The organism is Flavobacterium sp., assembly GCF_004211145.1.
In the GTDB taxonomy this organism is placed as follows: domain Bacteria; phylum Bacteroidota; class Bacteroidia; order Flavobacteriales; family Flavobacteriaceae; genus Flavobacterium.
In genome coordinates this window covers 121,652-136,245 of the sequence record NZ_SEBS01000003.1, presented here as the reverse complement: position 1 = coordinate 136,245, position 14,594 = coordinate 121,652, and the positions used below count along the sequence as shown (strand labels likewise).

18 protein-coding genes are annotated in these 14,594 nt (G+C 46.5%); all 18 read left to right on the top strand.

Annotated features, from left to right (window positions below):
- Positions 1-736: 736 nt before the first annotated feature.
- The 18 genes from EOO50_RS02415 to EOO50_RS02330 all read left to right on the top strand — a co-directional run bounded on the left by EOO50_RS02415 (position 737) and on the right by EOO50_RS02330 (position 14,593).
- Positions 737-1,558 carry a DUF3667 domain-containing protein gene (locus EOO50_RS02415; RefSeq protein WP_290837528.1) on the top strand — a complete coding sequence of 274 codons (822 nt, stop codon included), beginning with the start codon at positions 737-739 and terminating at the stop codon, positions 1,556-1,558.
- The gene (locus EOO50_RS02410; protein WP_290837527.1) at positions 1,558-2,592 is read left to right on the top strand and encodes a carboxypeptidase-like regulatory domain-containing protein; all 1,035 of its coding nucleotides are present in this window, start codon (positions 1,558-1,560) and stop codon (positions 2,590-2,592) included. The genes EOO50_RS02415 and EOO50_RS02410 overlap by 1 nt, the downstream gene beginning before the upstream one ends.
- 52 nt (positions 2,593-2,644) lie before the next feature.
- Positions 2,645-3,403, top strand: coding sequence for a Rossmann-like and DUF2520 domain-containing protein (locus EOO50_RS02405; protein ID WP_290837526.1), 759 nt, complete (start codon positions 2,645-2,647; stop codon positions 3,401-3,403).
- The gene (locus tag EOO50_RS02400; RefSeq protein ID WP_290837525.1) at positions 3,384-3,914 is read left to right on the top strand and encodes an HAD-IIIA family hydrolase; all 531 of its coding nucleotides are present in this window, start codon (positions 3,384-3,386) and stop codon (positions 3,912-3,914) included. The genes EOO50_RS02405 and EOO50_RS02400 overlap by 20 nt, the downstream gene beginning before the upstream one ends.
- An 85-nt stretch (positions 3,915-3,999) precedes the next feature.
- Positions 4,000-4,920: a geranylgeranylglycerol-phosphate geranylgeranyltransferase gene (locus EOO50_RS02395; protein ID WP_290837523.1), complete on the top strand. Its 921-nt coding sequence runs from the start codon at positions 4,000-4,002 to the stop codon at positions 4,918-4,920.
- Positions 4,913-5,500: a Maf family nucleotide pyrophosphatase gene (locus EOO50_RS02390; protein ID WP_290837521.1), complete on the top strand. Its 588-nt coding sequence runs from the start codon at positions 4,913-4,915 to the stop codon at positions 5,498-5,500. Before EOO50_RS02395 ends, EOO50_RS02390 begins: the two co-directional genes overlap by 8 nt.
- Positions 5,501-5,502: 2 nt before the next feature.
- Positions 5,503-6,042, top strand: a complete 540-nt coding sequence (locus EOO50_RS02385) for a mechanosensitive ion channel domain-containing protein (RefSeq protein ID WP_290837519.1) — start codon at positions 5,503-5,505, stop codon at positions 6,040-6,042.
- A gap of 311 nt (positions 6,043-6,353) precedes the next feature.
- Positions 6,354-7,550 carry an AI-2E family transporter gene (locus EOO50_RS02380; RefSeq protein WP_290837517.1) on the top strand — a complete coding sequence of 399 codons (1,197 nt, stop codon included), beginning with the start codon at positions 6,354-6,356 and terminating at the stop codon, positions 7,548-7,550.
- A gap of 106 nt (positions 7,551-7,656) precedes the next feature.
- Entirely contained in the window at positions 7,657-8,367 is a 711-nt protein-coding gene (locus EOO50_RS02375; protein ID WP_290837651.1) for an ABC transporter permease, read from the top strand.
- Positions 8,364-9,158, top strand: coding sequence for an ABC transporter ATP-binding protein (locus EOO50_RS02370; RefSeq protein WP_290837515.1), 795 nt, complete (start codon positions 8,364-8,366; stop codon positions 9,156-9,158). The genes EOO50_RS02375 and EOO50_RS02370 overlap by 4 nt, the downstream gene beginning before the upstream one ends.
- On the top strand, positions 9,155-9,955 hold the full coding sequence (locus tag EOO50_RS02365; protein ID WP_290837513.1) for an MlaD family protein: 801 nt from the start codon (positions 9,155-9,157) through the stop codon (positions 9,953-9,955). Before EOO50_RS02370 ends, EOO50_RS02365 begins: the two co-directional genes overlap by 4 nt.
- Before the next feature lie 227 nt (positions 9,956-10,182).
- Positions 10,183-10,449 carry a YtxH domain-containing protein gene (locus tag EOO50_RS02360; protein WP_290837511.1) on the top strand — a complete coding sequence of 89 codons (267 nt, stop codon included), beginning with the start codon at positions 10,183-10,185 and terminating at the stop codon, positions 10,447-10,449.
- 15 nt (positions 10,450-10,464) lie between these two features.
- Positions 10,465-10,827 carry a phage holin family protein gene (locus EOO50_RS02355; protein WP_290837509.1) on the top strand — a complete coding sequence of 121 codons (363 nt, stop codon included), beginning with the start codon at positions 10,465-10,467 and terminating at the stop codon, positions 10,825-10,827.
- Positions 10,814-11,203 carry a hypothetical protein gene (locus EOO50_RS02350; protein ID WP_290837507.1) on the top strand — a complete coding sequence of 130 codons (390 nt, stop codon included), beginning with the start codon at positions 10,814-10,816 and terminating at the stop codon, positions 11,201-11,203. Before EOO50_RS02355 ends, EOO50_RS02350 begins: the two co-directional genes overlap by 14 nt.
- 205 nt (positions 11,204-11,408) lie before the next feature.
- Complete coding sequence (locus EOO50_RS02345) at positions 11,409-13,085, top strand: hypothetical protein (protein WP_290837505.1); 1,677 nt, start codon at positions 11,409-11,411, stop codon at positions 13,083-13,085.
- Between the two features lie 85 nt (positions 13,086-13,170).
- Positions 13,171-13,365: a hypothetical protein gene (locus EOO50_RS02340; protein WP_290837503.1), complete on the top strand. Its 195-nt coding sequence runs from the start codon at positions 13,171-13,173 to the stop codon at positions 13,363-13,365.
- A gap of 229 nt (positions 13,366-13,594) precedes the next feature.
- Positions 13,595-14,029, top strand: a complete 435-nt coding sequence (locus EOO50_RS02335; protein WP_290837501.1) for a hypothetical protein — start codon at positions 13,595-13,597, stop codon at positions 14,027-14,029.
- A 186-nt stretch (positions 14,030-14,215) separates the two neighbouring features.
- Positions 14,216-14,593 carry a hypothetical protein gene (locus tag EOO50_RS02330; RefSeq protein WP_290837499.1) on the top strand — a complete coding sequence of 126 codons (378 nt, stop codon included), beginning with the start codon at positions 14,216-14,218 and terminating at the stop codon, positions 14,591-14,593.
- Position 14,594: the final 1 nt, after the last annotated feature.

Here is a 14,594-nt window from a genome sequence, read left to right as displayed (position 1 = left end):
GTGTGCAAAAGTAACGAAAAGTTTAGCGAAAGCCGTCCGTCAAAAGGTTTCTTTTACACTATTTAACGCAATCGGAATATTTTTTTACAAGCTGACTGTAACATTTCAGAACGCAGTTTGACGAAACAACGAATAAAAAATAATAGTAACAATAAACAATAAAACCGATGTAAACCTGACGAAAACAATCATTACCCGAGGCGCAGCCGAATTGTTTGGAGCGTAGCGGAAAAAAAATCATCTAATCAAAATCGAACATGAAAAAAATCTATCTGACTGCGAGCTTCGCGCTTGCATCGGCCTGCCTATTTGCGCAGCCGTAACTCACACAGGCCAGCGTGCCCATGAACTTATCGGCTACCTTTTTACGCCGAGATCGAAAACTTCATCCCCGGCCCTTCGGGAGCGAACCAAACGTGGAATTTCTCGACAATCGACGTCGCCGAAGTCGGGCAAAGCACAATCTCGCCCGCCGCGGGAACGCTTTACGCGAATTCGTGTCCAACAGCCAACCACGTCATTTTTTACCGTCGGCCAAGATAAATCTTCCGACCTGTAAATCCGAAATCTACATCGTCGAAATCACCGATTCGCAACAAAACAGATTCACCCAAAAATTGGTACGAAAATAAAAAGTCCGTCAGGCTTTATCGAGAAATGCCCGAAGGTTTGCGCTTTCGGGCATTTTGATTTCGCGCGAAATTCCGTATCATTGTAAACCTCTAAACCAATGCGCGTGGCGAACGTCTGCAAAAATTGCGAAACCGTATTCGAAGGCAAGTTCTGCAACAATTGTGGGCAAAAGCACTATAGCGAACACGACAAGAATTTTGGCCACATCGTCGAGGAAGCGCTGCATTTCGTCACGCATCTCGAAGGCACGTTGCCGCGGACCGTCAAGACGATTTTACTCAAACCCGGGAAATTGTCGCAGGATTATTGCTTCGGCATCCGAAAAAAATACTACAAACCCATTTCGTTTTTCCTGTTGCTTGTCGTATTGTACTTACTGTTTCCGATTTTTACCGGACTCAACCAACCGTTGGCGGCTTATAACGGAATGCCCGTCGTGGGTCCCACTTTCCAATCGCAGATCGAAGCGAAAATGTCGCTGCTGCATCTTTCGTTCGAAGATTTTTCAATGGAATTCCATCATAAGTCTGAGAAACTGTCGAAAATTTTCCTGTTCCTGCTGATTCCACTTACGGCGCTTCCTCTCAAATTGCTGTTCTTTAGAAGCAAACGCCCGTTGTTCGATCATTTTATAATGGCTACCGAATTGTGCAGTTTTATTTTGCTGGTGTTGTTTTTGTTGCTGCCGATCGTAATATTGCCCGCGATTCGGCTCATCAATGTCAATCGCATACAGGATGATTTTTTGCTTCCTGTCGCCGCAATACTGATTTTCACGTTCTCGTTTATCGCAATCAAGCGTTTCTACGACCAAAAATGGTATTGGATTTTACCAAAGGCTATTTTGCTCACGGGTTCGGTCGCGGTGCTGAGCCAATTTGTGTACAAACCGCTGCTTTTTGAAATTACAATGCTGTTCCTTTGATGAAATTACTTTTGTTTTTACTGCTCTCAGGGTTTGCCTCGGCTCAGACACTTACCGTTTCAGGCGTGGTGCTTGACGAGAACAACGCGACGATGCCCGGGGTTTCAGTATATCTCGATGGAACTTCCATCGGCGTTTTGACCGATGAAAAAGGTACGTTCGAACTGTCGGTGAAAAGCCGCATCAATACGAATTTGATAATCAGTTTCATAGGGTTTGAAACCGTCATCGTGGAGAATCCGTTCGGGAAAAGACGGTACGAAATCCACATGCAGCCCAAGGCGACGGAACTTCGCGAGGTCGTGATCGGGAACGAAGGTTTTAGCCGCGATAAGAAACTCAAGGCGTTCCGCGCTCATTTTTTGGGCGACACGAAAGCCGGACGCGCGTGCAAGATCCTCAATGAGGACGACATTTATTTCAAGTACGACGTCAAAACAAACACGCTGACCGCAGGTTCCGACGCGCCGTTGCGGATTTCGAATCCGTATCTGGGTTACGAGGTCACGTTCAGCCTGGTCGAATTTTGGATCGAGTTCCCCTACAAGACCGTGAAACCTGAAACCGCGGTCGGAAGTTTCTACGCGGGAACCACGGTCTATCAGGAAATGACCGGCGATAAAAAGAAGTTTTCAGACCATCGCAGCAAAAGTTATCTGGGTTCACAAATGCATTTTTTCAGGAATTTGCTCAACAACAAATGGGGAAAAGACGATTTTGAATTGTATTCGGGAAGCTGGCCCGCGAATCCCGTGGAATATTTTACCGTTGGCGGACAATCGGAAGGAGTTTATGCGGTGAACGTGAAATCGGACGCGAAAATCAACTCGGCAAATACGCTCAATGCGCCCAAATTTTACTCGTCTTTCAACTTGATGTACGACAGGAAAAAACAGTCGAAGGTAATCTTCAAGACGCCGACTTTCCACGTCGATGAATACGGGAATACTGATTCGGCCTATGAAATCACGTTCGGCGGTGAAATGTCGAAACTGCGCGTGGGCGACTTGCTGCCGATGGATTATTCGCAGTGATTTATCGGTCTGGAACGCCTCAAAAAGCCAATCGATTTCGTATTTTAGCCGCATGGTAAAAATTAGCATGATCGGTTTCGGAAATGTCGCCCAACATTTGGCGCTGGCGTTTGAAAACAGCGATTCCATTGAGCTTGTGCAGATTTTTTCACGTAAGCCTCAAATCAATTCCCAGCCGTTTTCACACAAGATCGTGCATGATTTCAGTGATTTGCAAAGCGCCGATTTGTACGTCATCTCTATCTCGGACAGCGCCGTAGCCGATGTCGCGTCGAAGTTTCCGTTCGAAGATAAACTCGTCGTCCACACGGCCGGCAGCCTTTCGATCGACGTGCTCGATTCTAGGAACCGGAAAGGTGTTTTTTATCCGTTGCAGACATTTTCGAAAGACAAGGAAATCGATTTCTCAAAAGTTCCGATCTGTGTCGAAGCTCAAAACGCGAAAGACCTGCAATTGCTCAAACGAGTCGCCGAAGCAATTTCAGCCAATGTGTACGAAATCGATTCGCAACAACGCAAATCCTTACATGTATCGGCGGTTTTCGTGAGCAATTTTGCGAATCACATGTATGCGATCGGCAGCGATATTTGCGAACAACACGATATTCCGTTCGATATCCTGAAACCGCTGATACAGGAAACGGCTTCGAAAATCGAAACGCTTTCTCCCCAAAAAGCCCAGACCGGACCGGCGATCAGGCGCGATCAGAATACGATCGACGCGCATTTGGAACTGCTGTCGGACGCGAACCAAAAAGACATTTACAAACTCCTAACCCAATCCATACAACATGAGCGAAAAGAATTATAAAGAACTCATGAACCACATCACGACGTTTATTTTCGACGTCGACGGCGTGCTCACCGACAGTTCGGTCCACATCACGACATCGGGCGAAATGTTGCGCATCATGAACATTCGCGACGGTTATGCGATGAAGGCCGCGATCGACAGCGGATACAATGTGTGCGTGATTTCAGGCGGAACGAATGAAGGCGTGCGCGTGCGATTGCGCAATCTCGGGATTACCGACATACATCTGGGCGCGCACGATAAGGTCGAAACGCTAAAGGAATACACCGAACTGTACAGCATCAATACTGCTGACGTCCTTTATATGGGCGACGATATACCCGATTATCACGTGATGCAACGCGTCGGATTGCCGACTTGTCCTCAGGATGCCGCTCCCGAGATCAAATCGGTGAGCAAATACGTTTCCCATCGCAATGGCGGGCGAGGCGCGGTTCGCGATGTGATTGAACAGGTGATGCGCGTCCAGGGGAAATGGATGGCGTATTTTGATGCGAAGTATGATTGATTTTTTTGGTGCAAGGAGCATGGTTCAGGGTGCAAGGCTCTCCGCGAACCATAAACCTTGCGCCCTGTACCTTGAACCCTAAAAAATGAAGTTCCTAAAACTTATACGCTATCAAAACCTGCTCATGCTCGCCTTGATGCAGCTTATTTTCCATTTCGGATTTTTGAAATATCAGGGAATCCAACTCGCGCTTTACGACTGGCAATTCGGGTTGCTGGTGTTTGCAACGGTTTGCATCGCGGCCGGCGGTTATCTGATCAACAACGTTTTTGACGTGGAAACCGATTTGGAGAACAAACCTCAGGACGTCGTGATCAATCGCGGAATTTCAGAGGCGGCGGCTTATAATTATTATCTGGCGCTAAACGTAATCGGCGTAGGCATCGGGTTTTATCTGTCGAACGAAATACAGCGGCCCGGATTCGCGGCGGCGTTCATTATCGTGGCGGCGACGTTGTATTTGTATGCGAACAGTTTGAAAAGTATGCTGCTCATCGGGAATTTCGTCGTGGCGTTTTTGCTTGCGTTCAGCGTGCTCATCATCGGATTGTTCGATTTGCTGCCGATGATCGGGCTTTACGACCAGGATTACCTGGGAACGCTTTTCGGCATCCTGATCGATTACGCGATCTTTACGTTCCTTATAAATTTGATACGCGAAATCGTCAAAGATCTTGAGGACGTGAACGGCGACTACAACCAGGGCATGAACACGTTGCCGATCGCATTGGGAGTTTCACGTACCGCGAAAGTCGCGTTCGCACTTACGATAATCGCGGTGCTTGTGTTGGGTTGGTACATTTACGAATACATCTTCAACCTCACATATGCGACGATCTACGGACTGATTTTCCTGATTTCGCCGCTGATCTTCGTCGCCGTGAAATTGTGGTCGGCAGAAAAACAAAAGGAATTCCACTTCCTGAGCATGCTCATAAAATGGATTTTACTTTTCGGGATACTATCGATCGTAGCGATAACCATAAACATGAAAATCAATGCTTAGCGATAAATTGAAACACAGGAATATTATCCTGGCATCAGGTTCTCCAAGGCGTCAGCAGTTTTTTCGCGACCTCGGGCTCGACTTCGAGATCCGATTAAAGGAAATCGAGGAGATTTATCCTAACGGTTTGAAAGCGCACGAAATAACCGATTATCTCGCGGTGCTCAAATCGTCGGCGTTCGATGGGGAATTGCTACCGAACGACGTCCTCGTCACGAGCGACACGATCGTTTGGCACAATGAGAAAGCGCTCGGAAAACCGAAAAATTACGACGATGCCGTCCATATGTTGCGCACGATGGCCGACAGTACGCATGAGGTTTTCACGTCGATCTGCCTCAAGACGACCGATGCCGTGACGGTTTTCCACGAAGCGACGAAAGTGACCTTTGCTCCTATTTCAGACGAAGCGATCCATTATTATCTTGAGACTTGCAAACCGTTCGACAAAGCCGGCGCGTATGGCATACAGGATTGGCTCGGCCTTACGGCGATTTCGAAAATCGAAGGTTCGTATACGAATGTCGTCGGGCTTCCGACTGAGAAATTTTACCGATATTTAAGCAGTTTTATCGAATAAGTATGGATTATTTTTTGTTTTTGGGCACGTATTCACGCGAGATCATCAGCACGATCGTGTTGGTCGCGCTCGTGGTTTTGCTGCGGATTTTAAGTGCGAAGGCGGTGAAACGTTATTCGCTTATCAGTGAAGTGCTCGAACACAGGACGAATCTGGTCATCAAGTACATAAGTGTTCTTCTGAGCACGTTAAGCATCGCGGCGATCATCATCATCTGGGGCGTTGAAACTACGAACATCATTGCGACGTTGTCAGCCGTGATAACCGTGATAGGCGTGGCATTGTTCGCGCAGTGGTCGATCTTGAGCAACATCACGTCGGGCATTATCTTGTTATTCAGCTTTCCGTTTAAGATCGGCGACATCATCCGGATCCACGATAAGGATTTCCCTATCGAGGCTGAAATCGACGACATCCGGACTTTCCACACGTTGCTTCGCACGAAAGAAGGCGAACTCATTACGTATCCCAATAATCTATTGCTTCAAAAGGGAATTACGATTGTGAGGAATTGGTATGAGGATCGGGAGTTTACTGATTGAATGTTGATTCGTTGGTTTGTTGATTCGTTGATGTGTTGATTTGAGTCGTTGCCTTCCGAAGGTTTTCGAAGTTCATACAAAAGCTTTCCACAAATATCGACTTTGCACAACCACAAATATAAACTTAGAGCCTTCGCGCCTCCGTGTCTTCGTGTCAGCCGCGCAGCGTCTTAAGGCTTTAAAATAACCTCACCCTCCAAATTGTGATGAAAATTCTGTAATAATAACCCGCTCCTCTATAACAGGTCGCGCATTGTATTTGCGCAATTTAGCCGAAGATTCGAACCCACCTAACCAAACGAATTCGAAAAATGGCTGAAACTACTAAACTTCCGTTTAACGCACGGCTTGCCTACACGCTCTTAAGCATCGTCTTGTTGCTCGGGCTGTTGTATTACGCCCAGGGAATCATCATGCCGATCATGATGTCGTTGCTGTTTGCGATCCTATTGCGTCCGATCGCGCGGTTTTTCCGTAAAAAAGTCCGATTGCCGCATGTGTTGGCCTCGATGATGGCGGTCTTGTTCATGGCATTAATCGTCGCGGGCATCTTCATCTTTATATCGTGGCAGGTTTCGGATATCGTGAGCGATTGGGATAAAATCCAGCAAAACGTCCAGGTCCACTTGAGGAATTTACAGGATCTGATCCACGATACATTCAATTTGAGCAAACGCGAACAGACTAAAATGCTCAACGATGCGACGAAGGATTCGATGGAAACCGGAAAGGCGCTCGTCAGCACGACGTTACTTTCGTTCAGCGACATGATCCTGAATTTGATTTTGATTCCCGTCTACACGTTCCTTTTCCTTTTGTACCGCACGCATTTCATGAAATTCCTCTCGAAACTCGTGCCTGAAAGACATCAGAATGTGCTTGAGGATATCTTGTCGCGGATCAAAGTTTCGGTTCAAAGTTATATCGTCGGGTTGCTTATCGAAATGGTCGTGGTTTCGGTCCTGACAAGTGTCGGCTATATGATAATCGGATTGGAATACGCGATATTGCTTGGCATCATTACCGGATTACTCAACCTCATTCCTTATATAGGAATCACGATCGCAGGAGTTCTCGCCGTCGTCGCATCAATCACCACGAACACCGATTTTTCGCTCGTATTCGGCGTCCTGATCGTGAATATCGTCGTGCAATTGATCGACAACAATCTTTTGGTCCCGATGATCGTGAGCTCGAAAGTTGAGATAAACGCATTCATTTCCATTGTCGGAATCATCATTGGAGGCGCGCTCGGCGGAGTCGGCGGCATGTTCCTCGCGATTCCGTTCATTGCGATCCTGAAGGTGATTTTCGACCGCATCGCACCTTTGGAACCTTGGGGTTATCTCTTTGGGGATGACCTGCCCAAGACATACGAATGGCATCGGATCAAGCTACCGCGTTACGATTACGAAACCACCGAGACCTTGAGACCTGCCGTTACGACGCCAAATAATACGCCCATAACGTTTACCGAAACATCTACAGAAAACAATGAAAGCCGTTAAAAGTTTCACGAAATATGCAGCCAACCGTTCCATAAAAGTGCACGACAGCACTATGGAACAAAGTGCGTTCGCGAGGAAATTCCTGATCAATGTCGCCGATGTGTCGATGTTTCTCGTGAGAGTTTTCAAAAATACGTTCGCGCGCGGCTTTGAATTCAGGGAATTTCTTGGACAGTGTTTCCAGATCGGGAACAAATCGTTCACGCTGATTTCAGTCACGGGATTGATCATCGGATTGGTGTTGACGATACAGTCGCGTCCGGTCCTAGTCGATTTCGGGGCCGAATCGATGCTGCCCGGAATGGTCGCCGTTTCACTCATCAGGGAAATGGGTCCGGTCATTACCGCATTGATCTGCGCCGGAAAAATCGGATCGAGCATGGGAGCCGAACTGGGTTCGATGCGCGTCACCGAACAAATCGATGCGATGGAAGTTTCGTCGACCAACCCAATGAAATACCTCGTCGTGCCACGTGTTTTGGCCGCGACGCTGATGATCCCGTTGTTGGCTATTTACGCCGACGCTTTGGGAATGCTCGGAAGCTGGGCCGGCGCGAACATCAAGGGCTCGGTGAGTTTCGTATTGTATATCAACCAGGCTTTCGGAGCGACGAACTTCATGGACTTCATTCCGGCGGTGATCAAATCGTTCTTCTTTGGATCGGTGATCGGATTGGTCGGATGTTATAAAGGTTTCAACGCAGGGCGCGGAACTGAAAGTGTCGGGATAGCCGCGAATTCAGCCGTAGTCACAGCGTCATTCCTAGTGATATTAGTCGACTTGGTCGCCGTTCAAATAACCGATTTGTTGAGATGAGCGAGAAAGAAAAAAATAGCGAAAACGCGGTCGATATAAAAGACCTGCACATCGGTTTTGGGGAAAACGAAATCCTCAAAGGACTCGATTTGTCGTTGCACGCCGAGGAAAACCTCGTAGTGCTCGGGAAGTCGGGAACGGGAAAATCAGTGTTGATCAAATGCATCGTCGGATTGCTTCGTCCCGAATCGGGTTCGATAAAAGTGTTCGGCAAGGAAATAACCGACCTCAAAAAACAAAAGCTCGACGAAGTCCGAAAAGACATCGGATTCCTGTTCCAAAGTGGCGCGCTATACGATTCGATGACGGTTCGCGAAAATCTTGAATTCCCGTTGCGTCGGATCAAGAAAGATCTGTCGGAAGAAGAAATCGAAGCCAAAGTCAAGGAAGCGCTTGAAAACGTGAGCCTTCCCGATGCGATCGACAAGATGCCGTCAGAACTTTCGGGCGGAATGCGCAAACGCGTCGGATTGGCCAGGACGATCATCGTGGATCCGGCGATCATGTTGTACGACGAACCCACGACGGGACTCGACCCGATCACGTCAAACGAAATCAGCAACCTGATCCTTGAGATACAAAAGAAATTCAAGACCGCATCGATCATCATCACGCACGATATCGAATGTGCGCGCATGGTCGCCGACAGGTTGGTCATGTTGAAAGAAGGAAAAGTCTACAAGGACGGAAGCCTCGAGGAATTTGAAAACGACGACGACGAATTCGTGAAATCGTTTTTCTTCAGCCCCGATAAACCAAAACAAGAACAAAATAAAAAACAGAAATCATGAATGCAAAAAGCGCAAACTTCAAAGTAAGATTGGGATTATTCGTCTCGGTAGGTATTTTGCTTTTCTTCCTCGCCATATTTTTCATCGGAAAACAAAAGAATTTGTTCGATCCGGTTTTCCAGCTTACGACCAATTTTAGGAACGTAAGCGGTTTGCAGGTCGGAAATACCGTTCGGTTCTCGGGCATAAACGTGGGAACGGTCGACAACATCCGGATCGTGAACGACACGACGGTGCGCGTGGACATGTTGATCAAGAACGATGTGCGCGAATTCATCAAGACTGATTCTGAAGCCGGAATCGGGTCAGAAGGAATCATCGGCGATCGCGTCGTGGTGGTTTCAAGCGGTTCGGTGAGCGGGAAAAAAGTCAAGGACGGACAGGTGATCGCATCGTCGGAACCGACTGAAACCGATGCCATTATCCAAAGCCTATCGATCACGGCCGACAATGCCGCGGTCGCCACCGATGAAATCACGCAGATTCTCGCGAAAATCAACGGCGGACAAGGAACATTGGGACGTTTGATCCAGGATACGACAATGGCGACGAACATAGACAAGACAATCCTGAACCTGCGCACGAGTACGAAAAAACTCGACCAGAACATGGACGCCGCAAAAGACAATTTCCTATTGCGCGGCTATTTTAAAAAGCAGGAAAAAGCTAAAAAAGAAAAGGCCGAAAAAGAAGCCAAGGCCCGCGAAGAAGCCGAGGAAAAACGCAAGGAAGCTGAGGAAGACGCGAAGAAAGAAGCTGAGAAAAAGCGCAAGGAAGCCGAGAGGAAGAAGAAGTAGTTGTTGATCGGTGAGCGTTGGATAGGTGATGAATCGGTGAATCGGTTAACTGATTAGCCTGGAGTGATGACTCGATCATTAACCGATTAAAAAACCAATTAAACAACAACCACTTTTCATAAGAATGATACAACGTTACCAAATAGTTCTATAACGCGATTTTGTAAGATGAAACCCATCTTTGTAATACTGCGACGTGCAGAATTTCTAACATAACAACAAACATCATGAGTACAGGAAAAGTATTTTTAGGAGCATTGGCAGGATTTGCCGCAGGAGCCGCACTTGGAATTTTGTTCGCACCTGATAAAGGTTCGGCCACAAGACAAAAAATTACCGACAAAGGAAACGGTTACCTTGACGATCTCAAAAACAAATACAACGGCGCGATCGATTCGATTACCTCAAAACTCGACGCCGCTCAGCAAAAGGAAGAACAGTATTATCGCGACGGAAAGCAATTGGCCGAGGACGTGAAAACAACCTTAAGCTAACCAAAAACACCAAACATGAAAGAGAAAGTAGTAATGATCCAGGAATTGATCGACAAGGCCGAAACGTACGCCAAGACGAACATCGAACTTTACAAGCTCAAAGCGATTGATAAGACTACCGATGTGTTTTCGTCGGTTGCTTCGGGCATCGTCATCGGGGTCATTATTACTTTCCTCGTCATTATTTTGTCGATCGGTGCATCGCTTTGGATCGGTGAGCTACTAGGAAAATTGTATTACGGATTTTTCATCGTGGCCGGATTTTACGCATTGCTCGCGATTATTTTAGTGGCGACCAAAAAGCGCGTGCTTGAGGTCTTCTTCAATAATTACATCGTACACGAAATCTTTAAAGAGAAGAAACATGCAGGTAATTAGAAACGACGCCTCGCTGCAGCAGGCCATAATAGAACTCGAACAACGAAAAAACGGTGAAGCTATCGCGCTGCGCGATCAATGGGATTATACTCGTAAAAACTTGAATCCGTTGACAATTTTAAAAGACGGCGTAAAGGATTTGTTTACGTCATCTGATGTGAAATCAGGCGCATTGAAAGGAATTTTATCGCTTGGCGCAGGTTTCTTGACGCGCAAATTATTTTTGGGTTCTTCTCCGGGAATGATACGCAAAGTCGTCGGAACCATCGCACAAACGGGAGCCACAAGCCTTGCTTTCAAGAGCACCGATGTGCTAAAGGACAAAGGCGCGCCGTTGCTATCTAAATGGCTCAAGAAATTGAAAATTGGAAAATAACCGCTGCGGTATGCCTATAACGAACCACTTACCGCTATTTTTGTAGATGTCCTTTTCGAAAAAACACCTTTTTTATATAGTATTGGCGACCTTGTGTTGCCAATTCGTTTTTTCGCAAAGCACCGAAACCGAGGCAAAAAAAGATTCGGCCGCGATTTATAAGCGAATCGAAAAATATTCCAAGAAGCGCAAATGGACCTCGTTCATGCACGGCCTGATCTTCGAACCGCTTACTCCAAAGAAACTTAAGGCACGACGCAAGGCACAAACGCGGCGATTTATGGACTATCAAGGGAAGATCGTTCGCAAGATCGATGTGGTGACGCTTGATCCGTTCGGATATTCGGAATCGGATACCGCGCAAAAACCGCGGAAACGATTGGCCGAAGTCGGAAATAGATTCCACTTAAAAAGCAAGCGGCTCACGATCCTGAATCTTATCCTGATCAAAAAGAATAAACCGCTCGATTCGCTGCTCGTCAAGGAATCCGAACGTCTGATCCGTGCGCAGCGTTACGTGAGGCGCGTGCAGATTACACCAATTGCGACTTCTTCTCCCGATTCCATCGACATCGAGATACGCGAGTTGGATTCATGGAGCCTTATCCCCGACTTTTCGGCCTCGGGAGCGAGAACCGATTATGAGCTGACCGAACGAAACTTTCTGGGCGTCGGACATCAGGTCGAACAGCGTTACGTAAAAGATTTTTCAGACGGAGACGACGCCTATTATGCGAAATACACGGTTCCGAACATCATGAATACGTATGTCAGGACGACACTCGCCTACCAACTCGATCTCAGGAACAATTATTTGAAGAGCGTAAATTTCGAGCGACCGTTCTTCTCGCCGTATACGCGTTGGGCAGGTGGAATTTATTTCGACCAGCGCTTCCGAACCGATACGTTGCCCAATGCCAACAATCAATTCGCATGGCAGAATTTCAAGACGAATACAACCGACATTTGGGGCGGTCACGCGATCCGGATTTTCAAGGGTCCGTCAGAAGATGAACGTACGACGCGCCTGATCACGTCGGCTCGTTATTACAAACTCAATTACGTGGAATCTCCGGCGGTTCCGTACGATACGATTAATTTTTATTCGACCGAACGCAACTACCTTATCGGAGTCGGGGTTTCCTCGAGACAGTTCGTCGAGGATCGGTATCTGTTCAACTTTGGTATCATCGAAGACGTTCCGGTCGGGAAAGCATTCGGGGTTACGGGAGGAATGCAGCGAAAACGCGATATTTTGCGGCCGTATTTCGGGGCGCGCATCACATCGGGAAAATATTACAGCTGGGGCTATCTGGCCGCGAACCTCGAATACGGCACCTATTATAATGATGGACAAAGCCAGCAGAACGCCGTTTCGTTCCAGTTCAGCTACTTCACTAATCTTTATGAAACCGGAAAGTGGAAATTCCGGCAGTTCATAAAGGGCAACGTCGTCATAGGGAATCATCGCGAACCCTCGTGGGGCGATATGATGACACTTAAGGACCGCGCGGGAATCCAGGGATTGGACAGTCGGACGTTATTCGGAACCAAAAAATGGCTCGTAACGGCACAAACGCAGTCGTACGCGCCTTGGGATTTCATAGGATTTCGATTGAACCCTTATTTCAGTTACAGTATCGGGATGTTGGGGAACGCGCAGTACGGGTTTGAAAAAAGCAAAGCGTATTCACAGATCGGTTTAGGTGTTTTGATCAGTAACGACTTTTTGGTTTTCAGTACATTTCAGCTTTCGATGTCATATTTCCCGACAATGCCTGAAGGCGGCGGCGGAGCGTTCAAAACCAACACCTTCAGCACCGACGATTTCGGCTTCATGGATTTCGAACTCGCCAAACCTCGCACGGTCTTATACGAGTAACGAAATGCTGCAATCCAATTGTGTAATCCTGTAATGGTTCGGTCAGTACATTTCTGCAACTTTATATCCATAAAAAAACACAACCATGAACATCAAACGAATTTTTGGATCAGTGCTTACCGTTTTAGGAATCATCGCGTTAATTTACGCGGCATACGTATTTATGAATACGGGCGGGGCAATGCGCGACGTGAAGGCGTTGGCAATTTACGGTATTCTCGGACTTATCTTTTTCATTTCGGGAATCGGACTCGTTAAGGCTACAAAGGATGAATCGTAGACTTAATAAAAAGTATGAACAAGGAGCGCAATTTGACGCTCCTTTTTTGTTTTTATGAAGTTGATGAATGTGTGGATTGTCCAATATCTGACAATCGTGTAAATAAACATGGTAACCGTGAAAAATCGGGCAAAAAAGCCTAATAACCCTATAAATATGGGTTGTATTGCTGTAAGAAAATAGTTTGGGCAGTGTCGTTACTTTGTAATGTAATCTAAAAGAAACTACTATGAAAACTATATCTTACTTCGCTATCGCCTTGATCTTGTTAGGCACCAATATCACAAAAGCACAATATTCGACAAACGCCGATGTCGCTCAGGAACTTGAAGGTTTGATGAAGACGTCAGACGTTGATTTGTTGAACGTGCGTTACTTTTACTATCCAAATTTGCAAGCATATTTCGATCGTGAAACTTCTACCTATATATACAGCCGCGACGGAAAAGACTGGATCGAAAGCGCAAAATTGCCGAATGCATTACGCGGTTATTCAGTTTCGAACGGAAAACGCGTTCCAATCGAATATAACGGAGACGAACCATACGAATTGATCCAGGAACACATGAAAGAATACCCGGCAAACTACTCGGCGAAACGCCAACCGCAGACCGCCGATGCCAAACAAGCCAAAAAGGACGACAGCACATTGGCTTTCAATTAATACCACATACCACCAAAAGCAAAAAACAGGATTTCGGTCCTGTTTTTTTATGCTTTATAATTTCATAACATAATCTTTAACTTACAAAATAGACACCTTTTGTGTATTTCGTCGATATTTTATGTATTTAATCGATATTTCTAAATATATTTACCGACGAAATACAAAAACTAATATTCAAACGTGATGAAAAATCTGAAAAACATGCTCAGCTTATTCCTGCTAGTGGTTTGCCAGTCAGTATTTTCGCAAACCGAACGACCGGTCACTGATTTGGCGTTCGACAACTCCACCAACTGTAGGATCCGATATTACTATTATCCGAACCTCGAAGCATATTTCGACAAACAAAAATCAGTTTACATTTTCAGGGACAAAGGCGAATGGACGTCGGCTCCTGAAATTCCGAGCGGATATCGCGGATACGGATTGTACAACAAAGTGAATACGCCGATCGAAGATTACGACGACGAGGATGTGACCCAATTCTTCGCTTCGCACAAGAAAAAATATCCTTACAATTCATTGAAAAAATCGCGTACGGCAACAGCATCGGTGAATTAAA